This is a genomic window from Arthrobacter sp. NPDC093128, assembly GCF_040683875.1.
In the GTDB taxonomy this organism is placed as follows: Bacteria; Actinomycetota; Actinomycetes; order Actinomycetales; family Micrococcaceae; genus Arthrobacter.
This window is the reverse complement of the sequence record NZ_JBFBEY010000020.1, coordinates 1-26,217: the sequence shown is the minus strand read 5'-3', so window position 1 is coordinate 26,217 and position 26,217 is coordinate 1. Positions and strand designations below refer to the sequence as shown.

Annotated in this window: 23 protein-coding genes; 7 read left to right on the top strand and 16 right to left on the bottom strand. The window is 65.8% G+C overall.

The annotated features are described in order from the left end of the window. Nucleotides 1–84: 84 nt before the first annotated feature. Nucleotides 85–1,431, bottom strand: coding sequence for a cation:dicarboxylase symporter family transporter (locus tag AB0N24_RS20920; RefSeq protein WP_364128541.1), 1,347 nt, complete (start codon nt 1,429–1,431; stop codon nt 85–87). Nucleotides 1,432–1,571: 140 nt separating this feature from the next. On the opposite strand from AB0N24_RS20920, the gene AB0N24_RS20915 reads away from it, so the two are divergent. Together AB0N24_RS20915 and AB0N24_RS20910 are read left to right on the top strand one after the other, a co-directional pair. Then, entirely contained in the window at nt 1,572–3,281 is a 1,710-nt protein-coding gene (locus AB0N24_RS20915; protein ID WP_364128538.1) for a sensor histidine kinase, read from the top strand. Next, entirely contained in the window at nt 3,281–3,991 is a 711-nt protein-coding gene (locus tag AB0N24_RS20910) for a response regulator (protein ID WP_364128535.1), read from the top strand. Before AB0N24_RS20915 ends, AB0N24_RS20910 begins: the two co-directional genes overlap by 1 nt. 37 nt (nt 3,992–4,028) lie before the next feature. Here AB0N24_RS20910 and AB0N24_RS20905 read toward each other — a convergent pair whose 3' ends face one another. After that, on the bottom strand, nt 4,029–5,930 hold the full coding sequence (locus tag AB0N24_RS20905; RefSeq protein WP_364128532.1) for an acetate--CoA ligase: 1,902 nt from the start codon (nt 5,928–5,930) through the stop codon (nt 4,029–4,031). A 174-nt stretch (nt 5,931–6,104) separates the two neighbouring features. Here AB0N24_RS20905 and AB0N24_RS20900 point away from each other — a divergent pair, with 174 nt between their 5' ends. The 4 genes from AB0N24_RS20900 (at nt 6,105) to AB0N24_RS20885 (ending at nt 10,389) form a co-directional block, all read left to right on the top strand. Beyond that, nucleotides 6,105–6,746, top strand: a complete 642-nt coding sequence (locus tag AB0N24_RS20900) for a GntR family transcriptional regulator (protein ID WP_364128529.1) — start codon at nt 6,105–6,107, stop codon at nt 6,744–6,746. A gap of 10 nt (nt 6,747–6,756) precedes the next feature. Further along, complete coding sequence (locus tag AB0N24_RS20895; protein ID WP_364128526.1) at nt 6,757–8,277, top strand: MmgE/PrpD family protein; 1,521 nt, start codon at nt 6,757–6,759, stop codon at nt 8,275–8,277. Then, entirely contained in the window at nt 8,278–9,183 is a 906-nt protein-coding gene (prpB, locus tag AB0N24_RS20890; protein ID WP_364128524.1) for a methylisocitrate lyase, read from the top strand. 66 nt (nt 9,184–9,249) lie between these two features. Beyond that, nucleotides 9,250–10,389, top strand: coding sequence for a bifunctional 2-methylcitrate synthase/citrate synthase (locus tag AB0N24_RS20885; protein WP_364128522.1), 1,140 nt, complete (start codon nt 9,250–9,252; stop codon nt 10,387–10,389). A 106-nt stretch (nt 10,390–10,495) separates the two neighbouring features. Here the strand turns inward: AB0N24_RS20885 and AB0N24_RS20880 are convergent, their stop codons facing one another. From AB0N24_RS20880 to AB0N24_RS20845, 8 genes are all read right to left on the bottom strand, one after another. Next, the gene (locus AB0N24_RS20880; protein ID WP_364128519.1) at nt 10,496–11,986 is read right to left on the bottom strand and encodes a hypothetical protein; all 1,491 of its coding nucleotides are present in this window, start codon (nt 11,984–11,986) and stop codon (nt 10,496–10,498) included. Next, nucleotides 11,983–12,489, bottom strand: a complete 507-nt coding sequence (locus tag AB0N24_RS20875; protein ID WP_364128516.1) for a sigma-70 family RNA polymerase sigma factor — start codon at nt 12,487–12,489, stop codon at nt 11,983–11,985. The genes AB0N24_RS20880 and AB0N24_RS20875 overlap by 4 nt, the downstream gene beginning before the upstream one ends. 174 nt (nt 12,490–12,663) lie before the next feature. Further along, complete coding sequence (locus AB0N24_RS20870; RefSeq protein ID WP_364128513.1) at nt 12,664–13,152, bottom strand: 8-oxo-dGTP diphosphatase; 489 nt, start codon at nt 13,150–13,152, stop codon at nt 12,664–12,666. Between the two features lie 25 nt (nt 13,153–13,177). Beyond that, a complete protein-coding gene (locus AB0N24_RS20865) occupies nt 13,178–14,197 on the bottom strand; it encodes a hypothetical protein (protein WP_364128510.1) in 1,020 nt (339 codons plus the stop codon). A gap of 2 nt (nt 14,198–14,199) precedes the next feature. Continuing rightward, on the bottom strand, nt 14,200–14,700 hold the full coding sequence (locus tag AB0N24_RS20860) for a sigma-70 family RNA polymerase sigma factor (protein ID WP_364128507.1): 501 nt from the start codon (nt 14,698–14,700) through the stop codon (nt 14,200–14,202). 107 nt (nt 14,701–14,807) lie between these two features. Then, nucleotides 14,808–15,863 (bottom strand): site-specific tyrosine recombinase XerD, encoded by a 1,056-nt coding sequence (gene xerD / locus AB0N24_RS20855; protein ID WP_364128504.1) that lies wholly within the window; start codon nt 15,861–15,863, stop codon nt 14,808–14,810. Beyond that, nucleotides 15,863–16,525 carry an NUDIX hydrolase gene (locus AB0N24_RS20850; RefSeq protein ID WP_364128501.1) on the bottom strand — a complete coding sequence of 221 codons (663 nt, stop codon included), beginning with the start codon at nt 16,523–16,525 and terminating at the stop codon, nt 15,863–15,865. Before AB0N24_RS20850 ends, xerD begins: the two co-directional genes overlap by 1 nt. 90 nt (nt 16,526–16,615) lie before the next feature. Continuing rightward, entirely contained in the window at nt 16,616–18,409 is a 1,794-nt protein-coding gene (locus AB0N24_RS20845; RefSeq protein WP_364128498.1) for a CTP synthase, read from the bottom strand. 78 nt (nt 18,410–18,487) lie between these two features. Here AB0N24_RS20845 and AB0N24_RS20840 point away from each other — a divergent pair, with 78 nt between their 5' ends. After that, entirely contained in the window at nt 18,488–19,006 is a 519-nt protein-coding gene (locus AB0N24_RS20840; RefSeq protein ID WP_364128495.1) for a DUF2867 domain-containing protein, read from the top strand. Nucleotides 19,007–19,029: 23 nt separating this feature from the next. Here AB0N24_RS20840 and recN read toward each other — a convergent pair whose 3' ends face one another. Genes recN through AB0N24_RS20810 form a run of 6 tightly spaced genes read right to left on the bottom strand, consistent with a single transcriptional unit; the run spans nt 19,030 to nt 25,768 of the window. Continuing rightward, entirely contained in the window at nt 19,030–20,769 is a 1,740-nt protein-coding gene (gene recN / locus AB0N24_RS20835; protein ID WP_364128493.1) for a DNA repair protein RecN, read from the bottom strand. A gap of 3 nt (nt 20,770–20,772) precedes the next feature. Next, nucleotides 20,773–21,795, bottom strand: coding sequence for an NAD kinase (locus AB0N24_RS20830; protein ID WP_364128490.1), 1,023 nt, complete (start codon nt 21,793–21,795; stop codon nt 20,773–20,775). 13 nt (nt 21,796–21,808) lie between these two features. Continuing rightward, the gene (locus tag AB0N24_RS20825) at nt 21,809–22,621 is read right to left on the bottom strand and encodes a TlyA family RNA methyltransferase (protein ID WP_364128487.1); all 813 of its coding nucleotides are present in this window, start codon (nt 22,619–22,621) and stop codon (nt 21,809–21,811) included. Between the two features lie 2 nt (nt 22,622–22,623). Next, nucleotides 22,624–22,884, bottom strand: a complete 261-nt coding sequence (locus AB0N24_RS20820) for a hypothetical protein (protein ID WP_364128484.1) — start codon at nt 22,882–22,884, stop codon at nt 22,624–22,626. Between the two features lie 22 nt (nt 22,885–22,906). Then, nucleotides 22,907–23,899 (bottom strand): HAD-IIA family hydrolase, encoded by a 993-nt coding sequence (locus tag AB0N24_RS20815; protein ID WP_364128481.1) that lies wholly within the window; start codon nt 23,897–23,899, stop codon nt 22,907–22,909. 6 nt (nt 23,900–23,905) lie between these two features. Beyond that, a complete protein-coding gene (locus AB0N24_RS20810; protein ID WP_364128478.1) occupies nt 23,906–25,768 on the bottom strand; it encodes a hypothetical protein in 1,863 nt (620 codons plus the stop codon). Nucleotides 25,769–26,217: the final 449 nt, after the last annotated feature.

The window sequence follows — 26,217 nt, the reverse complement described above, 5'->3', positions numbered from 1 at the left end:
CGAAGGTTGATGCCGCGGGCACGAAAAACCGCCCGTGCAGGATGATCCTGCACGGGCGGTTTCGGTTCCGGCTCAGGTACTGGCTCAGGCGTTCGCGGCAACCGGCTTGGCCGGAGCTTCCGGTTCAGCGACGTGGTGGTGGCCGGCGATCATGGTCTGCTCGTCGAAGGGCTCTTCGCCGGACAGGACACGCTCCACCTGGCCGCCGTCGATCTCCTTGACCCAGGTGCCGATCAGGACCGTGGCCACCGCGTTACCGGTGAAGTTGGTCAGGGCACGGGCCTCGGACATGAACCGGTCAATGCCGACGATCATGCCCACGCCGCCCAGCAGCTGCGGTGCATGGGCCTGGAGGCCGGCCGCCAGGGTTGCCAGGCCGGCGCCGGTGACACCGGCGGCGCCCTTGGAAGCGATGATCATGAAGACCAGCAGGGAAATCTGGGCGCCCAGGTCCAGCGGGGTGCCCATGGCGTTGGCCACGAACAACGACGCCATGGTCAGGTAGATGGCGGTTCCGTCGAGGTTGAACGAGTAGCCCGTGGGAACCGTGACGCCGACAACCGGCTTGGAGACACCCAGGTGTTCCAGCTTGGCGATCAGGCGGGGCAGTGCGGCCTCGGAGGAAGACGTGGAGAAGATCAGCAGGTACTCCCGGGCCAGGTACTTCATGAGCCGGAAGATGTTGACCCCAGCCACGACCTGCAGCAGTCCGCCAAGGATCACGACGATGAACAGTGCACAGGTGATGTAGAAGGCGATCATAAGGGTGAACATGCTCACGATTGCCTGGAAGCCGGTGGCACCAACGACGGCGGCGATCGCACCGAAGGCGCCGACGGGAGCAAGCCACATGATCATGATGAGGATGCGGAAGACCAGTGCCTGTCCGTGCCCGATGGCTTTGAGGATGGGTGCACCCTGGGGGCCCATCTTCTGGAGGGCGAAGCCGACCAGGATGGCAGCCAGGAGTGTGGGGAGCACCGGAATGTCGCTGGGGATGATGCCAAGCAGGAAGTCGACGGTGCTGTCCGTGGCCGCCTTCTTGTTGGGATCGTACGGGGTCAGATTGAGCCCTTCGCCCGGGTGGATGATGTTGCCTACGACCAGGCCGATGGCCAGGGCGAAGGTGGACATCAGGATGAAGTAGCCCAGGGCCAGGCCGCCGACTTTGCCTACGGTGGCAGCCTTGGCGATGGAACCGATGCCGAGCACGATGGTGCAGAAAATGATGGGGGCGATCATCATCTTGATCAGCTTGATGAAGCCGTCGCCCAGCGGTTTCAGTGACTTGCCGACCTCCGGGAACAGCAATCCGATCACTGCACCGAGGATGACGGCGACGATGACGGCCATGTAGAGGTAGTGCGACTTGTCGAGTCCCTTGCGCTTTGCTTTTACAGGCGCGGTTGACTCTCCTCGTTGAGAAGCCATGATGTGTCTCCTTATGGATAATCTGGAAGACGTTGCGGCACATTCTCTGGGCTCTTCACGTCCGTCCGGTGTGATATCCATCATTGGGCATGGCGTGACCTGGCTCACCGTTGCGTTCATATTGGTCATGAAAGGTTGGAATGAGGCATAGGTGGAGCATTGCGCGCCGGCTGTTCGTGGCGCATTTGCTGTTCATGCTCGCGCTGACCGCAACAGTAGGGACGGCCACCTTCATTGATGCCCGGGACCATGCCTACAACGAGGCAGGACGGCGCATGTCGGGCATTGCCACGGCCATTGCCGACAATCCCCTCGTGCTGCAGGCCGCCGGGTCGGCCAACCCATCCGCCGTGCTTCAGCCCTACGCGCTGGATGTCATGGGCGACGCCGACGCGGATTTCATCACCATCATGGCTCCGGACCGGACCAGGTGGACCCACCCGCGGAACGAGGAACTCGGCAAGCCCTACATCGGATCCATTGACGCCGCCCTGAACGGCCAGGTGTTCACCGAAATCACGGCCGGCACGCTGGGGCCTTCCGTACGGACCATCGCACCCGTCAAGGACGCATCGGGAAACGTGAAGGCCCTGGTGGCCGCCGGAGTGACGGTAAATACAGTGGACGTTGCTCTCGCCGGCCGGCTGCCGGCGATCCTGGCGATTGCGTTTGCCCTCCTGGTGGGAGGCTCAGTGGCGTCCTGGCTGCTGGGCCGCTACCTGCGCAATGTCACCCGGGGCTGGGGGCCCGAACAGCTCGCCCAGCTGTTCGCCTACTACGAGTCCGTCCTGCACTCCGTCCGGGAAGGCGTCATCCTCATCGATCCCAAGGGCCGTGTGGTGATGTACAACGACAAGGCCGCGGAACTCCTGGGGCTGGCCCCGCGCTCCTCGGGGGTGGACCCTGCCGACGCCGTCCTGATCAGTGACCTCCCGCTGGCAACCAGCCTGAAGGACCTGTTCGAATCCGGGAGGACCGTGCTGGATGAAATCCATTTGGCCGGACCCCGCGTCCTGGTGATCAACCAGGGGCCTGCGGTGGGACCCGCATCCTCTGCCGGCCGGCAGCGCCCGGCGGTGTTTGGGACGGTCGCAACCATCCGCGACCGTACGGAGATCGAGTCCCTGGGCAGCGAACTGGAAACCATGCGCACTCTTTCCGACGCCCTGCGGGCCCAGACCCATGAGCACGCGAACCGGCTCCACACGATCGTTTCGCTGATGGAACTGGGGCGGGCGGACGAAGCCTTGGATTTTGCCACCAAGGACCTGGAGCTCAGCCAGCAGCTCACGGACGAGATGGTGGGCTCCATGGAGGAACCGGTCCTGAGCGCCCTCGTCATGGGCAAGGCGGCAGAAGCGCACGAGCGCGGCGTCGAACTTGGCCTGCAGGCAAACAGTACGGCCGGGACTGCCGGCGTGGCCGTGCAGGACCTGGTGACCATCCTCGGCAACCTGCTGGACAACGCCATTGACGCAGCAGCCGAGGCCCCGGCCCCCAAGTGGGTCGAATTGTCGGTGGATACGGGCGTCCGGGGCGTGGATATCACCGTGGAGGACTCCGGCCGCGGAATCGACCCCGATGCGGTGGACGACGTGTTCCGATACGGTTTCAGCACAAAGGCGCCCGGGAAGTACGGGCGGGGGCTCGGCCTGGCGCTGGTGCGGCAGGCGGTCCACCGGCTCGGCGGCACCATGACCATCACGAATCCCCGCGGGGCGCATTTCCACATTCACCTCCCCGCCGCCACCGGTTCAGGCACCGGTTCGGGCACCGCCTCCGACGCCGCACCAGGCGCCCCGGCCGGCACCACAGCCGGCACCACAGCCGGCACCACCAAGGAGCTTTAATGAGCGATATCAGGGTCCTCGTCGTTGAGGATGAACCCGTAGCAGCGGCGGCGCACGGCGCCTACGTGGGGAGGCTCAAAGGCTTTTCGCTTGCCGGCACGGCCCCCGACGGTCAATCGGCGCTGCGTCTGCTGGCAGAATTCTCGGCCGCCGGCAACCCGGTGGAGCTGGTCCTGCTGGACATGAACCTTCCCGATCTCCATGGCCTGGACATTGCCCGGCGGATGCGGGCTTCAGGCCTGCTGGCCGACATTATTGCCATTACGGCCGTTCGCGAACTCAACATCGTGCGCAGCGCCGTGTCGATTGGCGTTGTCCAGTACCTCATCAAGCCCTTCACCTTCGCCACGTTTGCGGACAAGCTGGCCAGCTACCAGCAGTTCCGGGAGCAGCTTGGCGCCGGCTCGGGAGGGGCCAGGTCCGGGGCCTCACAGAGCGACGTTGACCAGGCTTTCGCGAGCCTGCGGGCCCCGAGCGAGCTGCCGCTTCCCAAGGGCCTGTCGACGTCGACCCTCGACGCCGTGAAGGAGTTCATGAAGCAGCAGCAGCACGCAGTTTCGGCCACGGAGGTGATGGACTCCCTGGGGATGTCCCGCGTGACCGCCCGGCGCTACCTCGAATACCTGGCTGACGCCGGAACCGTCTCCCGGACCGCCCGGTACGGCGCGCCGGGCAGGCCCGAGAACGAGTACCGCTGGAACCGGGGCTGACGTCCGGAGCGGCGAGCGCAGGGCTGATCCCGCCCTGTTACTTCCGGGGGCCGGCGGCGCGAAGGGTCCCGATCAGCTGGTCGATGACCCCGGCGTCCTCAATCGTGGACGGCACCACGTACTCCTCGCCGTCGGCGATCTGCCGCATGGTCTTGCGGAGGATCTTGCCCGAACGGGTTTTGGGCAGGGCCTCCACCACTGCCACGTGCTTGAAGTCCGCAACCGCCCCGATGTCCCGGCGGACCAGCGCGATCAGGTCCTTAACCAGAATGTCCTCGGGCACGTCCACGCCCGCCTTGAGCACCACGTATCCGCTGGGCCGCTGGCCCTTCAGCGGATCCGAGAGGCCGATCACCGCGCACTCGGCCACCGCGGGGTGCTGGCCGAGGACCTGCTCCATGGCACCGGTGGACAGCCGGTGTCCCGCCACATTGATGATGTCGTCAGTGCGGCCCATCACGAAGACGTAGCCGTCCTCGTCCCGGTAACCGGAGTCACCTGTGGCATAGCTGCCCTCGAACGCCTGCAGGTAGGAGGAGACATAGCGTTCGTCGTTGCCCCAGAGGGTGGTCAACGTTCCGGGCGGCAGCGGCAGACCCAGCACTATGTTGCCTTCAGTCCCGGCCCCGACATCCTCCCCCAGCCCGTCGACGATGTTGAGTTTGAACCCCGGCATCGGAACGCTCGGCGATCCTGCTTTGATCGGCAGCTCTTCCAGTCCCCGCGGGTTGGCGCAGATGGCCCAGCCCGTCTCGGTCTGCCACCAGTGGTCCACCACCGGGACGCCCAGTGCGTGTGAGGCCCAGTGGAAGGTGTCCGTGTCGAGCCGTTCCCCCGCGGCGAAGAGTGTCCGGAGGCTGGAGATGTCATAGTCCCCCAACAGATTCGCCTCAGGGTCGGCCTTCCGGATGGCACGGAGCGCGGTGGGCGCGGTGAAAAGGACATTGACCTTGTGATCCTGGATCACCCGCCAGAAGGATCCAGCATCAGGTGTGCCCACCGGTTTCCCTTCGTACAGGACGGTGGTGGCGCCGGCCAGCAGCGGGCCGTAGACGATGTAGGAGTGCCCCACCACCCAGCCGACGTCGGAAGCGGTCCACATAACGTCCCCGGGCCCGATGTCGTAGACGTTTTCCATGGTCCAGCTCAGCGCCACGGCATGGCCGCCGTTGTCCCGCACCACTCCCTTGGGAGTGCCTGTGGTTCCGGACGTGTAGAGGATGTAGAGCGGATCTGTGGCTTTGACGTCGACCGGCGCTGCCAGCGCTGCAGCCGCCATCTCCGTTTCCCAGTCCAGCCAGCCGGGGTAGTCCGAAGCTGCGGAGGCAAATCCATCCCGCGCCGTGACAATCACGGGGACCCCGGGGGCGCCGGCCAGGCGGACGGCTTCCTCCACCGCGGGCAGGTATTCGATCCGGCGCGAAGGTTCGATGCCGCCGGACGCCGTGACCAACACGGATGGCGCGGCGTCCCGGATACGGGCGGCCAGCTCCTTGGGCGCGAAACCGCCGAAGACCACGGAATGGACCGCACCAAGCCGCGCCGTTGCCAGCATGGCGATGGCGGCTTCGGGAATCATTGGCATGTAGATGACCACCCGGTCCCCTTTGCCCACACCCTGGCTGCGCAGCACACCGGCAAAGCGGGCCACCAGTTCGGTGAGCTCCGCGTAGCTGTAGCGGCGCCGGGTCCCGAGCATGGCGGAGTCGTATATGAGCGCATCCTGTTCGCCCCGCCCGGCTGCCACGTGGCGGTCGAGGGCGTTGTAGGAGGTGTTCAGGACGCCGTCCGGAAACCAGCTGTACAGCGGTGCCCGGCTGGAATCCAGGGCCTGCTGCGGAGGCCTTGCCCAGGAGATCCTTCCGGCAGCATCCAGCCAGAATCTATCCGGCTCCTCCTGGCTCTGTGCATAAGTGTCCTGATAACTCCTGGTAACCATGAGATGCATCCCGTCCACGACATTGTGATGACGCCCATGCTAGCCCCGGGCGGTGGCACGCACAAGCTCTTTGTATACACAGAAGGAAGGAATTTAGCGACGGCGGAGCTTTTACTGGGCAAATGAGCCTTCTGTGTATACACTGATGATCGTCAACCAATGAAGGAGGTAGTGATGCGCGCCAGCGACAAGGCCTACGCGGCCCTCCGCGACGACATCATCGAATGGCGCCTCCTGCCCGGAACGGTGCTCGCGGAAGTGGAGCAGTCGGCACGGCTCGGCATCTCGCGCACTCCCCTTCGGGAGGCCCTGGGCCGGCTGACCGCAGAAGGCCTGACGACGACGGCGGGAAGCCGCGGCGTCGTCGTCACCGATATTTCGCTGGAGGATATCGACGAACTGTTCGAACTGCGCGAAACCCTCGAAGGAAAGGCGGCGGCGCTGGCCGCCGAGCGCGGGGAAGCCGCGACCTTCGAGCAACTCCGTCTCGAACTGCTACAGGCCCCGGCACTGATCAACGGCAGCGATCCCAACCGCCACGCCTACTACGAGCTCGTGGGCCGGCTCGACACAGCCATCGATGCGGCAATATCCAACGCCTACCTCGCCCAGGCGATGCGCAGCCTGCGGGTGCACCTGGTCCGGGTCCGCAGGCTTGCCGCCGACGACGCGCAGCGGCTCACGGCCGCAGCCGCCGAGCACGCCGCCATTGCAGAAGCGATCGCCGCCCGGAATCCGCGCCTGGCCCAGGCTGCCACCACTCTTCACCTGCACCGAAGTCTTTCCCACGTCAAAGTCGCGCATACACCTCACTAAAAGGAGCACCATGGTCAAGGAACACCACGTCCGCGTTTACAAGAGCGAGGAAAACCTGCCCCGCGAGGACCAGCTCGCCTACAAGATCGCGAAGGTCGCGGCTGATTCTGTCGCCGTTTCCGATGAGGTCATTGACATGGTGATCAACCGCGTGATCGACAACGCCTCGGTGGCCATCGCCTCCCTGAACCGCGCTCCGATCGTTGCCGCGCGCGCCCAGGCCCTGACGCACGGACCCACCACCGGCGGCCAGGGATCCAAGGTCTTCGGCATCGACGAGCGTGTATCCCCTGAGTGGGCCGCCTGGGCCAACGGCGTGGCTGTCCGCGAGCTCGACTACCACGACACCTTCCTGTCCGCGGACTACTCCCACCCCGGCGACAACATCCCGCCCCTCCTGGCCGTCGCCCAGCACGTCGGTTCCAGCGGAGCGGACCTGGTCCGCGGCATCGCCACCGGCTACGAAATCCAGGTGAACCTGGTCAAGGCCATCTGCCTGCACAAGCACAAGATCGACCATGTGGCCCACCTCGGCCCGTCCGCCGCCGCCGGCATCGGTACCCTGCTGGGCCTCGATGTGGAGACCATCTTCCAGTCCGTGGGCCAGGCGCTGCACACCACTACCGCCACCCGGCAGTCCCGCAAAGGCGAGATCTCCACCTGGAAGGCCCACGCCCCGGCCTTCGCCGGGAAGATGGCCGTCGAAGCCGTCGACCGCTCCATGCGCGGGCAGACCTCCCCCGTCCCGATCTACGAAGGCGAAGACGGCGTCATCGCCTGGATGCTGGACGGCCCCGACGCGTCCTACCTGGTGCCGCTGCCCACGCCCGGCGAGGCCAAGCGCGCCATCCTGGACACCTACACGAAGGAACACTCCGCCGAGTACCAGGCCCAGGCATGGATCGACCTGGCGCGCAAGCTACACGGCGAACACCCCGAGGTGACCGACCCCGCCAACGTGAAGTCCGTGCTGATCAAAACCAGCCACCACACCCACTACGTGATCGGCTCCGGCGCGAACGACCCCCAGAAGTACAGCCCCACGGCCAGCCGCGAAACGCTGGACCACTCCATCCCGTACATCTTCACCGTCGCGCTGCAGGACGGCGCCTGGCACCACGTGGACTCCTACGCACCGGAACGTGCGGCCCGCCCGGACACCGTGGAGCTGTGGCACAAGGTCACCACAGTCGAAGACCCGGAATGGACCCGCCGCTACCACTCCCTGGACATCGCGGAGAAGGCCTTCGGCGGTACCGTGGAGATCACGCTCAACGACGGCACCGTCATCACCGATCAGATCGCCGTGGCCGACGCCCACCCGCTCGGCGCCCGGCCGTTCGCCCGGGAACAGTACGTCAACAAATTCCGGACACTCGCCGCGGGGCTGGTGGCGGAAGAGGAGATCGAACGGTTCCTCGCCGCCGCAGCCCGGCTCCCGGAACTGGCCGCCGGCGAGCTGGACCAGCTCAACATCAAAGCAGCCGACGGCGTCATCGACCTCGCCGCCGCCCCCAAGGGACTGTTCTAAATGCTGTACTCGAAGGTCACTCCGGAACAGAAGCGGATCCGGTTCCGCGAGCTGCTGGCGTCCGGGACCATCGCCCAGTTCCCCGGTGCGTTCAACCCGCTCTCGGCCCGGCTGATCGAGGAGAAGGGCTTCGCCGGTGTCTACATTTCCGGCGCGGTCCTGGCCAACGACCTCGGCCTGCCGGACATCGGCCTGACCACGCTCACCGAGGTGGCAACCCGGGCCGGGCAGATCGCCCGGATGACCGACCTGCCCTCCATCGTGGACGCGGACACCGGCTTCGGCGAACCGATGAACGTTGCCCGCAGCGTCCAGGAACTCGAAAACGCCGGCCTTGCCGGCTGCCACATCGAGGACCAGTTCAACCCCAAACGGTGCGGCCACCTCGACGGCAAGAACGTGGTGGACCTGGACACCGCCACCAAGCGCATCCGCGCCGCGGCGGACGCCCGGCGCGACGCCAACTTCCTGATCATGGCCCGGACGGACATCCGCGCCACGGACGGGCTGGAAGCGGCACAACAACGCGCCAAGGCACTCGTCGAGGCCGGGGCGGACGCCATCTTCCCGGAGGCCATGAAGGATCTCAGCGAATTCCAAGCCATCCGTGATGCAGTGGATGTACCGATCCTGGCCAACATGACCGAGTTCGGCAAGAGCGATCTGTTCACGGTCGACCAGCTCCAGGGCGTCGGCGTCAACATGGTCATCTATCCGGTCACGCTGCTCCGTAGTGCCATGGGCGCCGCGGAGCGTACTCTGGAATCGATCAGGTCCGACGGCACCCAGGAGGCACAGGTAGAGAGCATGCTGACCCGTGCGCGGCTGTACGACCTCGTGGATTACGAAGCCTACAACCGCTTTGACACCGGAGTCTTCAATTTCAAGATTCCAGGTACCCACTGACCCCCAACCATCCCGGACTTCCGGCTTCGGCCGGCCCACAGGCACAAGGAACGAAGGAGTTTCAGCATGGCTGAAAATGAGATCAAAAAGGGCCTCGCCGGCGTCGTGGTGGACTACACCGCGGTGTCCAAGGTCAATTCAGACACGAACTCGCTGCTCTACCGCGGCTACCCCGTCCAGGAACTGGCCGCCAGGTGCAGCTTCGAGGAAGTGGCCTACCTGCTCTGGAACGGTGAACTGCCCACGCCGGAGCAACTGGCCGAGTTCACGGCAAAGGAACGCGCCGGACGTGCCCTGGACCCGGTGGTCAAACAGGTGATCGACGCCCTGCCCACCACCTCCCACCCGATGGATGTCTGCCGGACGGCAGCATCGGTCATGGGCGCACGGCACCCACTCGCCGAGGACTCCTCGCGCGATGCCAACCTGGCCAAGGCCATGGACCTGTTCGCCGCGATGCCCGCCGTCGTGGCCTACGACCAGCGCCGCCGCCACGGCCAGGACCTGGTAGAGCCCCGCGATGACCTGGGCTACGACGCCAACTTCCTCTGGATGACATTCGGTGAGGAGTCCGTTCCCGAAGTTGTCGATGCATTCAACGTGTCCATGATTTTGTACGCCGAGCACTCCTTCAACGCTTCCACGTTCACGGCCCGCGTGATCACGTCCACGCTGTCGGACCTGCATTCGGCCGTGACCGGCGCCATCGGCGCTCTTAAGGGAACGCTCCACGGCGGCGCCAACGAAGCCGTGATGCACACCTTCGACGAGATCGGCATCCGGCCGGAGGAATCCCTGGAGGACGCCGCCGTCCGGGCGAAGGCGTGGATGGAGGATGCCCTGGCCCAGAAGAAGAAGGTCATGGGTTTCGGCCACCGTGTCTACAAGCACGGCGACTCGCGCGTCCCCACCATGAAGGCCGCGCTGGACAAGATGATCGCGCACTACGGCCGTCCGGAACTCCTGGGGCTCTACAACGGGCTGGAGACCGCCATGGACGAGGCCAAGGGAATCAAACCGAACCTCGACTACCCCACGGGCCCCACGTATCACCTCATGGGCTTCGACACTGATACCTTCACTCCCCTGTTCGTTGCCAGCCGCATCACTGGCTGGACCGCGCACATCATGGAGCAGCTCGATGCCAACTCCCTCATCCGTCCGTTGAGCGAGTACAACGGCGTGGAGGAACGGCACCTTTCGTAAACTCCCCGCCCGGGGCCACACGGGCTTAGGGACGGAGCACGACGGCGGGGCCGGCCACCTTTCACAGGTGACCGGCCCCGCCGTCGTTCGTCTGGTAGCAGGGCTCTCAGCCGTTGATCTTCAGGGACATTACGATGCGCTTGAGTGTCTTGAACTCTTCGGTTTCCATGTAGGCGCGGGCCTCGTCCATGGAATAGAACTTCAGGTCCGACGCGGCGCCGGTGTTGTAGTTCTGGGCGAAGAAATACTCGCCTGACGGCAGGCCGTCCACCACATTCTGGGGGTCACAGGTGGTGCCGTCCACGCCCCAGCTCTCATCGGCGATGCCCAGGTTGGCCGCGAAGGGGGCTGAGTCACCGGCAATAGACGTCACATCCCATACCCGGAAGATAAACTGCGGCGGAATTGCCCGCTCCCCTTGGCGCGTGCTCGGGAAGGACATGGGGGCGCTGTCCAGGACGGTGAAAGGCGGGCAGGGAGAAATGAGGTTCGGAGTATTCCGGGTCTGGTTGAAGCCGAGCGTCAGCAGCGTCCGGCCCGATGCGTTGACGACGTCCGAATAGCGGCCGTTTTCCCGGCCGGCGACCGTCCAGTTGTCCGGGTACTCGAAAGTGCCCAGTCCATTCCCGCTGGTGTAGCTCTTCCACTCCACCTGCTTCGTGACGGACCGCAATTCAAGGGAGATCAGCATCCGCTTGATGTCCCGGTACTCCTGGGTCTGCATGAAGGCCTCAGCTTCTGCCATGGAGGCGAACGTCAGTGGAGCGTCCTTGCCGTCCTGTTGCAGGGACCACGTATCGCCGAAGCTGACAATGGGAACGTCCTCGGGTCCCAGGATGCTGTTGTGGAGGACACACGTCGTCGTCCCGGGCGCCAGTTCAGCATCATTGAGTGCCATGCTTCCGTAGACCTTGTCAGACTGAATGACGCGGAACACAAACTCCGAGGGACCCCGTTCCTTCAGCTTCGCCGCCTTCTGGGGAATGTCCACGACCACAGCATCCAAGGTGGAGAAGGGCTTAGGCGCCGGGCAGGTGTAGCCTGCCGCCCGGTCATAAATCAGGTCCAGGCTCGCGACTTTCTTGCCATCGGTATTTTTGACCTCAATGACGTTGTATCCGGCCCCTTGGATCGTGGTCGGTGCCTCCGTCACCGTCCAACCGGCCGGGAGTTCGAACGTCGCCTGGCCGGTGGCGTCGGTGAATTTCGTCCACGCGACGGGCGCAGCACTGGGCGTGGGGGTAGGCGTGGCAGTGCGCGTGTCAGTGGCCGAAGGAGTCGGTGTCGGGGCGGCGCTGTCCGTGGCTGTCCCGGTGCTTGCGGGCTCCGGCGCTGAGGTCAGGGCTCCGAGGTTGCCGGCCACCAGCACACCGGCGGCGACGGCCGCTGCCGCAATAGTCAGCAGCCCGGCAACTTTGGCGCGGCGGCGCCGTCGGGCGTCATCCATGGAGGCGATACCCACGGTTGCGTCGTCGCTGAAGGCTGCCGGCTCGGAGAGCATGCGGCGCAGGGCGGTTTCACCGTCAGGGACGCCGCCAGAATCGGCGTGGAGCGGGTCCGTGCCTTCAATCAGGCTCTTGATCGGATCCATGGTCATGCACCCATTTTCTGTGTGATCGATTCCGAGTGGGCGGGCAGATGCTTTCTGAATGCCGTCCGTGCCCGGTGCAGCCGGACCTTGGCCGCAGATTCGCTGCACTGCAGCACTCCGGCTATTTCGGCCATGGTCAGCCCGTCCCAATATGCCAACTGCAGGATGTCCCGGTCCTTGTCGCGCAACGTTGCCATGGCATCGTGTACTGCCGCGTTCTCGTCGCTGCCTTCGAAAGTGGTTGTGGTGGCGAAGCGAAGCTTCTCCTGGAGCGCCTGCTGGCGGTCCCTTGCCCGGTAGGCGTTTCCCACCAGGTTCCGGGCAATTGTCAGCAGCCAGGCGATTTCAGACCCTGTCGTCTGCGGCTTCTGCCAGACCACACGGAAGACATCGGCGGCGAGCTCCTGAGCGAGTTCCGCATCATCGATCCGGCGCCGGATGTACGAGTACACGCGCGGGTAGTTGTCCTTGTGAAGGGCAATAAATGCCAGTTCGCGCTCAGAAAGCACGGTTCCCCCTATTACGTAGTGCCCTGATCTGCAGGTTAACTGTGTAGTTTCCGGCAGGCGGTGGTGCGGTTACATTCCGTTGGAATTATTCTCCTGCTGTTTTTGCCGATTGCCGGGGACGGCAAAGGCGCCGGCGGATTACGCCGGCGCCTTGCCATATACCTGATGTGCCGTCTAGCGGTTGGCCGCCTTGTCCAGCACTTTCCGGACCGTTTCGTTGTCATCGTTGAGGACAATCACAATGTCGATCTCCGTTCCCGAGAGCACCACCGGGAGCCAATGATCAGCGTCCTGCCACATGCGGTCCGCGGGAAGCGCCGCCGCACGGAACCATTCCGGTGCGATTTCGGCGCTCTCGGTCGGCTCGCCTTCCCAGCGCCGCGTGGTGAACAGGCGCGTACGCATGTTCCATTCCGGCCGCGAGGGAAACACGAATTCCACTACGCCGGCGTGCCGGAGGTCCTCCTCCCGGACCATGACGCCTGCTTCCTCGAGAACCTCCCGGCACACTGCTTCGGCGTCGCTTTCGCCTGCTTCGACGTGACCGCCGAGGCCCACGATCTTGCCGGTGCCGAATCCGGTTTTCTTCAGGCCGAGCAGGACCTCGAGCCCTGCTTCGGCGTCCCGAAGCAGGAAACACAGGGTCACGGGAACGGAGGTCATGGTCAACAGCGTAACCCGGCCGGGTTCAGCCGGCAGTGATCTTCAGCGACGTGATCATGCGTTTGGCGTCGAGGTATCCGGATGTCTGCATGTATGCCCGGGCTTCGGCAACGCTGCTGAACGACTTGACACCCGTTGCGCCGTCCGGCGAAGGAGCGGAGTTCACCTGCAGCGAGTCCGCGAACATGTAGACCGGCGACTCCTGGGGGCCGTTCACCACGTTGTAGAACATGCACGACTGTCCGTCTGCACCGGCCTTGCGTGTAGTGATGCCGAATGACGCGTTGACGCCGGATCCGGTCTCGAGGGCGCGGAAGGTGAATCTTGGCGTGACATCGCTTGCCCCGGAGTTGTACGGCAACTGCATCTCCACGGTGTCCAGGACGGTGTACGCCCGGGGTTCGCTGCTGCACGCGCCGCCCAGGGCGCCGCCGGTATCACCGTAGACGAGGTCCGCGACGGGCTTGCCGGCACTGTCGGTCACCTGGAGCTTCACAACGTTGCCAACTCCGTCCCCCGAAAGCGGCACAACCTTCCAGCCTGCCGGGTGGTCAAAGGCGACCTTTCCGTTGGCGCTGGCGAAGGTCTGCCAGGCTGCTGCTCCCGGGACAGACGCCGGTTCCGACGACGGCGCGGATGACTGTGCTGCGGACGCGGACGGTGAGGCCGGAGTTGTTGCCGCAGTGGCAGTCTGGCTTGCAGACGGGCTGGGCGACGGAGCTGCATCGCTGTCCGTGTTGCTGGCGGCCGGTCCGGGTGCCGGAGAGTTAATGGCTCCCATGTTGCCGGCCACGACCGCCAGCGTCACGACGGCCGCGGCTGCAAGTCCTGCGACGCCGGCGCGAATGGCGGTTCGGCGTTTGGACTGCCGTGCACGGTCCAGGGAAGTGACGCCGTCGCCGTCGGTGAAGGTTCCGGAGAACGTGTGGGCAGCCTGTGCCTCCGCTTCGTCGCCGGCGGGCTCAGGGTTGGCCGGGACGGTCTGCTGCCGGGGACCGGGAATCTGCGGTTTTGCGTTCTTCATGAGCTGTTCGATCCGATCCATGGCTAGGCCGTCCTTTCGTTCATCAGGTGTGCCGGGACCACGCCGGCGAATGCTTTCCTGGCTCTGTGCAGGCGGACGCCTGCAGCGGAGATGGAGCAGCCGAGGCTTTCGGCGAGTTCAGCTGTGGTGAGCCCATCCCAGTAGGCGAGCATCAGGACCTCCCGATGCTTGTCATTCAGCTTCGCAAGGACGTCTGCCACGGCGTCGCTTTCATTGTCATTGGTCGCCGCTGCGACCCTCGCCCGCTCCTGCAGCCCTTCCCGCAGAAGCTGCTGGCGGTTGCGGCCCTTGTATTCGTTGGCCACAACGTTCCGGGCGGCGGCAATGAGCCAGCCAATCCCGGGTTCTTCCGGGAGGTCTTTCTCCCAGGCAATCCTGAAGACGTCCCCGGCAAGCTCCTCCGCCCGGTCTGTATCGCTGATTCGATAAGCGATGTACCGGTAGATACGTCCGAAGTTCTCCGAGTGCAACGCCGTGAATGAGCGCTCCCTTGTAACCAACATTCCTCCCCCTAAAATCCTGACTCACTTGCTAACCGTTAAGTGTCTGGCGGGGGCACGGTTATTACAGTCGGCGGAAAAACAATTCTCCCCTTGTGTCGCCGAGGGTGTCAGCCGAGTGCGCGGGGGTGGGCCGCGGCGTAAATCTCGCGCAGGGTATCGGCCGTGACCAGCGTGTAGACCTGCGTGGTGGTGACCGAGGCATGTCCCAGGAGCTCCTGGACCACCCGGACATCCGCCCCGCCTTCCAGCAGGTGCGTGGCAAAGGAATGGCGGAGGGTGTGGGGGGAAACGTCCTTGGTGATGCTGGCCTTGTCCGCCGCGGCTTTGAGGATGGTCCAGGCGCTTTGCCTGCTGATGCGCCCGCCGCGGGCGTTCAGGAACAGCGCCGGCGTGCCCTTGCCCTTGGCGGCGAGCAGCGGCCGTCCGCGCACCAGGTAGGCGTCTAGGGCACGTGCGCCGTATGAGCCAAGGGGCACCAGGCGTTCCTTGGACCCCTTGCCGAACAGCCTGACGATCGCCGGGCCGGCCTGGTCCGGCTGCAGCGAAATATCGTCGACGTCCAGGCCCACCGCTTCACTGATGCGCGCGCCGGTGGAGTAGAGGAATTCGAGCAGCGCCCGGTCCCTCAGGCCTGTTGCCGTGTCCGTGCCGGCCGCTTCGAGGATCCGGGTGACCTCGTCGACGCTGATAGCCCTGGGCAGCCGCTTGCCGGGCATCGGCGGGTGAACATCGCTGGCGGGATCCGCCGTCGTGATTCCTTCCAGGGCCCAGAACTTGTGCAGGCCGCGGACCGCCACCACGGTCCTTGCAGCGGACCTGACGCCGAGGGCTGTCCCGCCGTCGGAGCCGTCGGAGAGTGCCTGCACGAACCCGGTGACGTGCCGGCGGGTGACCTCGCCGGGGCGGTCAGGGCCGCACGCGGCGAGGTAGTTTGCGTAGCGGGCCAGGTCCCGGCGGTAGGCGGAGAGCGTGTTCGCTGCGAGCCCGCGCTCCACGCCCATGTGCTGGAGATAGTCGTTGACGGCGCGGTCAATGGCATTGCGCGGCCGGTCAGCCTGGCCGGTGTCCGCCGGGGCGGTTTTTAAAGCCGGGGCAACGGGACGTTCCGCCAGCGTGTTCTCGGCACCGGTACGTTCCGGCGCGGGAGTGACGGTGCTGCCCATCAGCGCTGGCTGGGATGGGCGGGCCAGGCGGCGTTTGCCGGACGCAGATGCTCGAAGCCGTCGGCGCGGGCAGCCGCTGCGGCAAGAATTCCGACGACGGCGGACGGGTTGTGCAGCCTGCCTGCCAGGACGGCCGCCACCGCTTCGTCCAAGGGCGTCCAGTGCAGCTCGATCTCGGCTTCCTCATCCGTGCGGACGTGGAGTTCGTGATCGGGCACGTCGCTCAGGTCCCGGGCCAGGTAGATACGGATCGCCTCACTGGAAGATCCCGGTGAGTTGAAGAAGTCCGCCAGCACGTTCCAGGTCCCGGCCACCAGGTCCGCTTCCTCAGCAAGCTCGCGCGCGGCGCCCACTACGAAGTCCTCGCCCTCGACGTCCAGCAGCCCGGCCGGGATCTCCCACAGGTCCATGCCCACGGGATGCCGGTATTGCTTCATCAGGAGCACCTCGCCGGCGTCATTCATCGGCAGGACGGCCACCGCACCCGGGTGGTCGATGTAGTCACGGACCAGTTCGTCGCCGTGTTCACTGAGCTGGAAGCTGTCGCTGACGACGTCCCAGATGCGTCCTTCGTACACCTTCCGGGACGACAAAAGACGGCGCGGGCTCGGCGCATCCGAAACCTGCCGTGCAGCATTGGGGGTTTCAGGCATACCGGGCATCGCGCCGTCCTTTGATTTAGTTGGTGTTTACTTGGCCGAGACCTTGCGGGCAGTGCCGCCGGTCCCAGCCGGTGTTTCCGCACTGGGTGTTTACTTGGCCGAGACCTTGCGGGCAGTGCCGCCGGTCCCAGCCGGTGTTTCCGCACTGGGTGTTGCCTCACCCTTGGCGGCGGGGAGGACGTCCCCGCCCTTCTGGTGGTCCAGGGCGGCCTTGACCAGGCCCGCGAACAGCGGGTGCGGCCGGGTGGGCCGGGAGCTGAGCTCCGGGTGCGCCTGGGTGGCCACATAGTACGGGTGGACTTCACGGGGAAGCTCAACGTACTCCACGAGCTTGCCATCCGGGGATGTTCCGGAGAACACGAGGCCCTTCGACGCGATCTGGTCACGGTACTTGTTGTTGACTTCGTAGCGGTGACGGTGCCGTTCGCTGACGGTGGTCTTGCCGTAGGTCTCGGCGATCACGGAACCCTCGTCGAGCTTGGCTTCGTAGAGGCCAAGGCGCATGGTGCCGCCAAGGTCGCCCTTGCCGTCGACGATGTCCAGCTGCTCTTCCATGGTGGCGATAACCGGGTACTTGGAGTCCGGTTCGAATTCGCTGGACGATGCGCCTTCGAGTCCCACCACGTTCCGGGCGTACTCAATGACCATGCACTGCAGGCCCAGGCAAAGGCCCAGGACCGGCAGCTTGGTTTCGCGGGCGAACTTCAGCGCGCCAAGTTTGCCTTCGAGGCCGCGGATGCCGAACCCGCCGGGCACGCAGATGGCGTCAACGCCGAAGAGTGAGTTAACCGCTCCCTCGTGGGTTTCGCACTCGTCTGACGGGACCCAGCGGATCTTGACCTTGGTGTCGTTGGCGAAACCGCCGGCACGGAGGGCCTCAGTGACCGACAGGTAGGCGTCCGGGAGGTCGATGTACTTTCCGACCAGGGCGACTTCAACCTCGTGCTTGGGGTTGTGGACCGCTTCGAGCAGCTTGTCCCAGCTGGTCCAGTCAACATCCTTGAACGGAAGATCAAGGGCACGGACGATGTAGGAATCCAGGCCCTGCGTGTGCAGGGTCTTCGGGATGTCGTAGATGCTCGGGGCATCCGGGCAGCCGATGACCGCGTCGATGTCGACGTCGCACATGCGGCCGATCTTGTCGCGCATCGGCTGCGGGACTTCGCGGTCCGAACGGATCACGATGGCCTCCGGCTGGATGCCGATGGAGCGCAGGGCGGCAACGGAGTGCTGCGTGGGCTTGGTCTTCAGTTCCTGCGACGGGCCAATGTACGGCACGAGGGAAACGTGCAGGAAGAAGACATTTCCGCGGCCGATGTCCTGGCGCACCTGGCGGGCGGATTCGAGGAACGGCTGCGACTCGATGTCGCCTACGGTGCCGCCGATCTCGGTGATGATGACGTCCGGGGCGTTCTTGCCCTCGGCGGGCAGGCGCATCCGGCGCTTGATTTCATCGGTGATGTGAGGAATGACCTGAACGGTGTCGCCGAGGTACTCGCCGCGGCGTTCCTTGGCGATGACCGTGGAGTAGACCTGGCCGGTGGTCACGTTGGCCGAGCCTTCGAGGTTCTCATCGAGGAAGCGCTCGTAGTGGCCGACGTCGAGGTCCGTTTCGGCACCGTCGTCAGTCACGAAGACTTCGCCGTGCTGGAAGGGGTTCATCGTGCCCGGATCCACGTTCAGATAAGGATCGAGCTTTTGCATAGTTACAGACAAACCGCGTGCCCGCAGCAGGTGTCCGAGGCTCGAAGCCGTCAGTCCCTTGCCTAGCGAGGACGCCACACCGCCGGTGACGAAGATGTGTTTGGTCGTCTTGGACGAGCCCGGGAACCGGGAATTTACACGGGAATTTGATCGCTGCACCACGGAATTCGAGCCTATCATCAATTGAGCCTTCCACGGGTCGAAAATCGGATTCCCCAAATGCTTCAGTCTCCCGTGCCGTCCCCCTACGATCAAGGGGTGACCACCGAGGATCTGTCCGGCGAAACCCCGGAACACCCGCAGGACCTGGCCCGGGCAGGCTCCAGCCCCGTCTTCAGGTCCCTCGCGCTCGACTCGATCCCGGTCCCGGACTATGCCGATGTGATTGTTGTCCCAGTACCGGCGGGGTGCCCTTCCGATCCGCGGGTCTGGGCGGAGACGCTCTTCTCGCCGCAGTCAATACCGGCATGGGTGACGGCCCTGATGGGCCTGCGCCAGGGCCTGGTGGGCCTGGCCGGAATCAACAGGGCCCCGCAGGGTGTCTTCGCCGTCTCGGATGTCCGCGGCGAGGAGGCGCTCATCAGCGCCGACGACAAGCACCTGGACTTCCGCTGCGGGGTGGCGTTCGACGCCGGAGCCCGGCTCCTTCGGGTCACCACCACAGTGCGGCTCAAGGGCTGGCGGGGCCGGCTGTACTTCGCGCCTGTCCGCGCGCTGCACCCCCTGGTGGTGCACGCGATGATGGTCCGGGCGGCGGGCCGCCTGCAGCGTCCCTAGGCCGCGCCTCCCACTTCCCGCCCTCAGGCCCGCTGGGGCAGCAGCTTGGCGTCGTCCAGCAGCTCCTGGGCGTGCGCCTGGGCTGTCTCGGAATCCTCCTGGCCGGCAAGCATCCGGGCGAGCTCCTTGACCCTTTCGGGGCCATCGAGCAGCCGCACGTCGCTGGAGGTGAACCCGGTGGCGGTGCCGCCGTCGGCCCCCCTGACTGATGTTTTGGTGACGGTGATGTGCTGGTCGGCGAACGCGGCGACCTGAGGCAGGTGCGTGACCACCAGGACCTGCACATGCTGGGCCAGCATGGCCAGCCGGCGGCCGATCTCGACGGCGGCCCGCCCGCCCACGCCGGCGTCCACTTCGTCGAACACAAAGGTGGGCACCGGATCCACTGCGGCGAGCACCACCTCGATGGCCAGCATCACGCGGGACAGTTCACCGCCTGAGGCGCCCTTGCCGAGCGGCCGGGCCGGCGCACCGGAGTGGGGCTGGAGCAGGAACGAGATCTCGTCCGCGCCGTACGGCATCAGCTGGGCGGCCGGCTCGATGGTGATCACCAGGGTCGCATCGGCCATGGCAAGCGCCTTCAGTTCGGCGCTGACCCGTGCCGAGAGATCCTTGGCGGCCTTGCCCCGGACCTTGCTGATCGCGGCGGCCTGCTTCTTCAGTTCCGCCTCGGTCCGGGCGACTTCCGCATCGAGCGCCTCGATCCGGGTGGAGTCGTCCTGCAGTTCGTCGAACCGGACGCGCGCGTTCTCCGCCCACACCAGGACCTCGTCGATGCTGGGGGCATACTTGCGGACCAGCTTGGCCAGGCCCGCGCGCCGGTCCTCGATTTCAGCGAGCCGCTCCGGACCCTCTGAGTCCAGTCCTGCCTGGTAGCTCGCCAGGTCCGTGGCGATGTCGTTCAGCAGGAAGCCCACCTCTGCCAGACGGGCGGCTGCCGCGCCGAGTTCGGCGTCGTGCTCGGCCACATGTTCCAGGGTCCGCTTCGCCGCGTCCACCAGGGTGGTGGCGTCGCCCTCATCACCGTAGTCCTCCGCGATGAGCGCCTGGTGCGCGGTGTTTGCCGCGATCCTGAGTTCCTCGACGTTGGCCAGTTTCACGGCCTCCGCCTTGAGGGACTCGTCCTCACCCGGCTGCGGGTCCACCTCGTCGATTTCAGCCAGCGCGATCTCCAGCGATTCGGCTTCCCGCAGCCTGTCCCGTGCTGCGCCCCGCAGCGTGTCCAGCTCCGTCTGGCTGGCTTTCCAGTGGCTGTACAGGGCCTGGTATGCACCCAGCGGGCCTGCCAGGGTGTCGCCGGCAAACTTGTCCAGGGCACCGCGCTGGGCAAGCGCCCCCTTCAGCCTGATCTGGTCCGACTGGCCATGGACCACCACCAGGCTTTCGCCGATCTCCGCGAGGACCCCCACGGGGGCGGCGCGGCCGCCAAGGTACGCACGGCTGCGTCCGTCCGCACCCAGGCGACGGGCAAGGATCAGTTCAGCGCCGCCGTCGAACTCCTCCACCTCCGCACCCGCCTCCAGCGCGCGGACGACGGCCACGTGTCCGGCGTCGAGTTTGAGCACGGCCTCCGCGGAGGCGCTTTTCGCGCCGCTCCGCACGGCGCCCGCATCCGACCGGGCACCCAAAAGGAGTCCGACGGCGGTGACCACCATGGTCTTGCCGGCGCCGGTTTCACCGGTCACCACGCTGAGGCCCGGGCCGAGCGGGAGGGTTGCGTCGGTGATGACGCCGAGGTCGCGGATTCTCAGTTCTTCAAGCATGGTTCACTTCGCAGTCGTCGGATCAGTCTCGGACGTCCCGGCGGGCCGGGGACCCGCAGGCGGCACCATGGGCCTGGGGGTACGGATGATGGGTACGGGCCCGGTATGGACGGACTCTGCCTGCGGCATGGGCCCGCGCCAGCCGTGGATGGGGAGCTGGAATTTACGGACCAGCCTCGCCGAAAACGGTGTCTGGTGCGTCCGCGCCAGCCTGACCGGCGTGGCCGAGCGGGTCACTTCGACGCGGGCGCCCGGCGGGAGGTCCACCGAACGGCGACCGTCACACCACAGGACACCCTGGGCATCGGTCCGGTTCAGGACCTCCACGGCCAGCCTGGAACGGGGCGAGACCACCAGGGGCTTGGCGAACAGCGCGTGGGCGCTGATGGGAACAATCACCAGGGCTTCAACTTCCGGCCACACCACCGGGCCGCCGGCGGAGAAGGCATAGGCGGTTGAACCGGTGGGCGTAGCCATCACCACGCCGTCGCAGCCGAACGATGTCAGCGGGCGCTCATCCACTTCGGTGACCACTTCGAGCATCCGTTCCCGGTTGCCCTTCTCGATGGCGGCCTCGTTCAGGGCCCAGGTGTGCCAGATTTTCTGTCCCCTGACCCAGACCTGGACGTCTATGGTCATCCGTTCTTCCACCGTGTAGTCGCGGCTCGCGATCCATTCCACGGTCTGGGCAAGGTCGGCCCGTTCGCTTTCGGCCAGGAATCCAACATGGCCCAGGTTGACGCCCAAAAGAGGCACATCCACTTCCCTGACGAGTTCCGCGGCCCGGAGGATGGTGCCGTCCCCGCCGAGGACCATGACCAGCTCGACGTCGGGAAGCTGGATGTGGTCGTGGAGGATCTCCACGGGGTCTTCGAGTCTGCCGAACAACCCCTCCATGTCCTCGAGCTCTGATTTTTGCATCACGGGGACAATGCCGGAGGCATGCAGCTGGATGCACGCCTCCCAGGCAGCCTTCAGTGATTCCTCGCGGCCGGTGTGGGCAAGGACCAGTACACGCCTGCTCATCGGGTTCCGCTTTCTAGTGGTTCGGCCAGATTGTTCCGAGCAACGCAGCAACGGCTGCGTCCCGCTCTTCGATCTTAGGCAAGTCTGTGGTGATCCTGCGCTTTATCCACAGGAAGTATTCGACGTTTCCGTCCTGGCCCGGCAGCGGGCTCGCCGCGAGGCCGTGCAGATCCAGCCCGGCGTCGAGCGCCGCATTGGCGACTTTTTCCACCGCCATCCGGCGTTCACGCTCGGAATTCACCACTCCGGTGCGGCCCAGGCGGTCCTTGCCGATCTCGAACTGCGGCTTGACCATCAGCACGAGGTCGCCGCCGGGATGCGTGCACGCCGCGAGCGGCGCCACTACGAGGGTCAGCGAGATGAACGACAGGTCAGCCACAGTCAGCGCGGCCGGGCCGCCGATCTGATCCGGCGTCATGTAGCGCACGTTCAGGCCTTCGTGCACCGCGACCCGTGCGTCGTTCCTGAGCTCGGGAACCAGCTGGCCGTGCCCGACGTCGACAGCGACCACGTGTTCCGCGCCGCGCCTAAGCAGGACCTGCGTGAAGCCGCCGGTGGAGGCGCCGGCGTCCAGGCAGCGTTTTCCTTCCGCAATGACCTCCGGGAAGGCGTCCAGCGCCCCGGCCAGTTTGTGGCCCGCCCTGCTGACGTAGGTGTCCTGCCCGTCGTCAGCGATGTCCAGGGGTGTGAGGTCGTCCACTTGGGTGGAGGCTTTCACGAAAACGGTGCCGTCCGAGCTGACTTTGCCGCCGGCAATCAGTCGCGCGGCATGGGTGCGTGATCTCGCCAGTCCCCGGGTGACGAGCATTTGGTCCAGCCTGGCCATCCTCAGTCGTCACCCGCAGCCGACGGGTCGTCTTCGTTCAGTGCGTCCAGCAGTGCATCGTGAAGTGCCGAATAGGCCTCCGCGTGCCCGCCAACGGGCAGCTCCGGAATGCCGGCCAGGCGGCCCAGCACAGCGGCAACTGTGGCGTCCCGGACTGCGCCCGTGTTGTGGCTGGCCGGCTCGCCGTTGCCGGCCGGAGCTGCAGGCCAGCTGACCCCAGCCCGATCTGAGTCCGTTTCCGGAAAATTGTTCAGCTCGGTCATATTCCCAGTCTAGTGAGTCGGCTTAGGGCGTCAGCCACTCGACGGCCGGCGCCTGACGAGCGGCTGCCTCCGGATTGGCTGTCCACCACGCCGAGCAGGCCGCACGCCACGAGTCCAGGTCCCCCGGAACTCCGCTGATGTGGACCGCTTCCCCCCGCACGACGGCGGAGGCCGCACCGCAACGGAACGTGCCGCCGTCGTGCTCCTCTACAGCAGGGTACGGGCGGTACAGATCGCTGAGGTCATTGATGAGGTAGTCAGGCCGCTCGGCAGTGCGGGCGGCGAGGATCGACTCTCGCGTGTCGACGCCGGTGAGCACCGCCACGGTGGCGAACCCGGCGTTGTTCCCGCCGAGGATGTCGGTGTCCAGCCTGTCGCCGACAACGAGCGGCCGCTCGGAACTGAGCCGCTTGGCGGCGGTGCGGAACAGCGGGGCCTCGGGTTTTCCGGCAACCAGCGGCCGCTGCCCGGTGGCCGCCGCCACGGCAGCCACCAGGGTTCCGTTGCCCGGAGCGATGCCGCGGGCCTGCGGGATGGACATGTCCGTGTTGGTGGCGACCCAGAGGGCGCCGCCGGCAATGACGTACGAGGCTTCGGCGAGGTCTTTCCAGCCGATCTCGGGATTGAAACCCTGGACCACGGCCACCGGATTGTCCTTGGCGCTGTGAACCGGGGTCAGCCCCACTAGCTCCACCTCATGCGCCAACGCCGGGCTGCCCGTTACCAGCACCCGGGCCCCTGCAGGGAGGAGCCCGGCCAGCAGCTCGCCGGCAGCCTGCGACGAACTGACAACCTGTTCGTCTTCAGCGGGAGCGCCAAGATCGCGCAGGTGAGCCGCCACCTGCGCGGGTGTCCGGGAGGCGTTGTTGGTCACGTAGCCAAGCCCGACGTCGATTCCGGCCAGCTGGCGGAGTGCCTCAACGGCACCCGGAATCGCGTGGGGGCCGGCATAGACAACACCGTCGAGGTCCGACAGTAGGGCGTCGAACCTTGAGATCAATGAATCAGCGCTCATGCGCGGCTATTCCTTCTCGCTATCCGACTGTGCGGAATCGGTATCGCCGGCATCGTGGGCGCCTTCGTCGGTACCTGCTTCATGGGTGCCGGCTTCATCGCTGCCGGCCTCATCGGTGCTGCGGGCCTCGAACTCGTCTTCCTCTACGGAGTCCTCGTCCGATTCAGCGTCGTCGGACTCAAAGTAATCAGACTCGGCGTCGTCGGAACCTTCATCGAGAGCGGCGGCGTCGGACGCGGCGGCCTCGACAACGGCTGCCTGAGTTGCGTCCGGAACGGCCGCGGAGGGGGCGGGAGCGCTGTCAGCCTTCTGCTCGGCGAGCAGGCGGCGCCGTGCTTCCTCCTCGCGGGCTTCCTCTTCCTCGTCCCAGCCGAGGTCGATGATGTCGGGTTCCTCGTCGCCTCCGAGACCGAGCGCATTCTCCGCAACAACGGCCTGGCGCTGCCACTTCCCGGCTTCCTGTTCGCGGCCTACAGCTGCAAGGGCATCTGCGTAGGCCCGGAAGAGACGCGGGCTGTAGGAGAAGGCGCGGTTCATGTCCAGCTGCGCGATTTCCAGTTCGGCCACGGCAGCATCCAGCTGGCCAAGGTCCGTACGGGCGCCGGCGGCCACGATGGCCAGTTCAACCTTGCCGGGTGCGTCGAGGTCGTTGGCCTCCTCGGAACGTGCGACGTCGAGGGCGCGGTCGGGACGGCCCAGGCCCCGCTCGCAGTCGGCCATAACGGGCAGGTGCACGTTGGAGCCGCTGATCCGGCGGTAGGTGCGGAATTCCCGCAGGGCTTCGCCGTAGTGGCCCGCGGCGTAGGCGGTCAGACCCACGGCTTCGCGGACTGCTGACAGGCGTCCGCCACGGCGGCTGGCGGCAAGGGCGTGCTGGAACGCGAGTTCCGGTTCTTCGTCGATGAGGCGCCCGGCCATTACCAGGTGGCGCGCAACCCACTCTGCACTGTTGGCTTCGAGGGTCTTGATCTCGTGTTTGGTGGCGCGGTCCAGCTCCTGGCCCGTGACGTCATCGTCGATCTCGGGAGATCGCTCACGGTCGGGACGGTTGGCACTGCGCAGGTCGCGGGCGTTCGGGACGCGGGCGGGACGGTCCTCGGGACGGTCACGGCCGAACTCGCGAGGGCCTGATTCGCCACGGTCAAAACTACGGGGGGCACGCTCCTGGCGGTCACCGAAGGGCTTGCGGTTGTCGCCGCCGCCAAAGCTACGACGTTCGCCGTCGCCTTCACGGCGCGGACGGTCGCCATACGGCTTACGGTCGCGGTCTCCCTCACGGGACGGACGGTCACCGAACGGCTTACGGTCGCGGTCACCCGCACCAAACGGCTTACGGTCACGATCGCCCGCACCAAAGCTCCGACGCTCACCGCCACCCTCACGGGACGGACGCTCACCGAACGGCTTACGATCACGGTCACCCGCACCAAAGCTGCGACGCTCTGCTCCGCCCTCACGGGACGGACGGTCACCGAACGGCTTACGGTCACGGTCACCCGCACCAAACGGCTTACGGTCACGGTCACCCGCACCAAACGGCTTACGGTCACGGTCACCCGCACCAAACGGCTTACGGTCACGGTCACCCGCACGGGACGGACGGTCACCGAACGGCTTACGGTCGCGGTCACCCGCACCAAACGGCTTACGGTCACGGTCGCCCTCACGGGACGGACGGTCACCAAACGGCTTACGATCCCCGGTCCCCTCGCGCGACGGCCGCTCGCCGCGGTCATCCTTGGCGCGGAATCCGCGGGGATCGCCGCCTGAATTATTTGATGCCCGGAACGGGCCCCCACCTGACGGTCGGCCGCCTCCGTAACTGCCGCGATCCTTGCCGCTTCGATTTCCGCCGTTGTGCTCAGCCATGTTGGATTCCTCCTGTTGTGAGCCGACCACTGGCGCAATCGCAGCCGCTCATATCCGTGTTTCGTTTTCCTACGCAACCCGAAATAAAGCGCTTCCAAGTCCGTACATCTCATGCAATTCTAGGCGAGTCACCGCTCACGAACTAACCGTCCCGGCCCCGCAAGGCACTCTCGTGTCAAGCCTCACAAGGCCAACGAATCCAGCTCAATAGCGAGCCGGTTCAGCCTTCGGCCTGGTGGACGGAACCTGGGGACACTGGACCGAGGCGCGCCCCCGGGGCGCGCACCCTAGGGCAATAGAGGAACGGGTTCCCGGATCCCAGCTAAATCTCAGGGCGACGCTCTCTCACTTTCCGCGGGAGAATCCCGGACGCTCTCTCAGTTTCCGGTGAGTTTACGACGGCGGTGCGGGGTTTGGGTGCCCGGCCGGTCTTTGCAGGGAGTGAGAGA

What these genes read in the sequence shown, in the direction of transcription:
- AB0N24_RS20920 (WP_364128541.1), bottom strand. Translation starts at nt 1,431, where the DNA reads ATGGCTTCTCAACGAGGAGAGTCAACCGCGCCTGTAAAAGCAAAGCGC.
- AB0N24_RS20915 (WP_364128538.1), top strand. Translation starts at nt 1,572, where the DNA reads ATGAGGCATAGGTGGAGCATTGCGCGCCGGCTGTTCGTGGCGCATTTG.
- AB0N24_RS20910 (WP_364128535.1), top strand. Translation starts at nt 3,281, where the DNA reads ATGAGCGATATCAGGGTCCTCGTCGTTGAGGATGAACCCGTAGCAGCG.
- AB0N24_RS20905 (WP_364128532.1), bottom strand. Translation starts at nt 5,930, where the DNA reads ATGGTTACCAGGAGTTATCAGGACACTTATGCACAGAGCCAGGAGGAG.
- AB0N24_RS20900 (WP_364128529.1), top strand. Translation starts at nt 6,105, where the DNA reads ATGCGCGCCAGCGACAAGGCCTACGCGGCCCTCCGCGACGACATCATC.
- AB0N24_RS20895 (WP_364128526.1), top strand. Translation starts at nt 6,757, where the DNA reads ATGGTCAAGGAACACCACGTCCGCGTTTACAAGAGCGAGGAAAACCTG.
- prpB (WP_364128524.1), top strand. Translation starts at nt 8,278, where the DNA reads ATGCTGTACTCGAAGGTCACTCCGGAACAGAAGCGGATCCGGTTCCGC.
- AB0N24_RS20885 (WP_364128522.1), top strand. Translation starts at nt 9,250, where the DNA reads ATGGCTGAAAATGAGATCAAAAAGGGCCTCGCCGGCGTCGTGGTGGAC.
- AB0N24_RS20880 (WP_364128519.1), bottom strand. Translation starts at nt 11,986, where the DNA reads ATGACCATGGATCCGATCAAGAGCCTGATTGAAGGCACGGACCCGCTC.
- AB0N24_RS20870 (WP_364128513.1), bottom strand. Translation starts at nt 13,152, where the DNA reads ATGACCTCCGTTCCCGTGACCCTGTGTTTCCTGCTTCGGGACGCCGAA.
- AB0N24_RS20865 (WP_364128510.1), bottom strand. Translation starts at nt 14,197, where the DNA reads ATGGATCGGATCGAACAGCTCATGAAGAACGCAAAACCGCAGATTCCC.
- AB0N24_RS20860 (WP_364128507.1), bottom strand. Translation starts at nt 14,700, where the DNA reads ATGTTGGTTACAAGGGAGCGCTCATTCACGGCGTTGCACTCGGAGAAC.
- xerD (WP_364128504.1), bottom strand. Translation starts at nt 15,863, where the DNA reads ATGGGCAGCACCGTCACTCCCGCGCCGGAACGTACCGGTGCCGAGAAC.
- AB0N24_RS20850 (WP_364128501.1), bottom strand. Translation starts at nt 16,525, where the DNA reads ATGCCCGGTATGCCTGAAACCCCCAATGCTGCACGGCAGGTTTCGGAT.
- AB0N24_RS20845 (WP_364128498.1), bottom strand. Translation starts at nt 18,409, where the DNA reads ATGATAGGCTCGAATTCCGTGGTGCAGCGATCAAATTCCCGTGTAAAT.
- recN (WP_364128493.1), bottom strand. Translation starts at nt 20,769, where the DNA reads ATGCTTGAAGAACTGAGAATCCGCGACCTCGGCGTCATCACCGACGCA.
- AB0N24_RS20830 (WP_364128490.1), bottom strand. Translation starts at nt 21,795, where the DNA reads ATGAGCAGGCGTGTACTGGTCCTTGCCCACACCGGCCGCGAGGAATCA.
- AB0N24_RS20825 (WP_364128487.1), bottom strand. Translation starts at nt 22,621, where the DNA reads ATGGCCAGGCTGGACCAAATGCTCGTCACCCGGGGACTGGCGAGATCA.
- AB0N24_RS20820 (WP_364128484.1), bottom strand. Translation starts at nt 22,884, where the DNA reads ATGACCGAGCTGAACAATTTTCCGGAAACGGACTCAGATCGGGCTGGG.
- AB0N24_RS20815 (WP_364128481.1), bottom strand. Translation starts at nt 23,899, where the DNA reads ATGAGCGCTGATTCATTGATCTCAAGGTTCGACGCCCTACTGTCGGAC.
- AB0N24_RS20810 (WP_364128478.1), bottom strand. Translation starts at nt 25,768, where the DNA reads ATGGCTGAGCACAACGGCGGAAATCGAAGCGGCAAGGATCGCGGCAGT.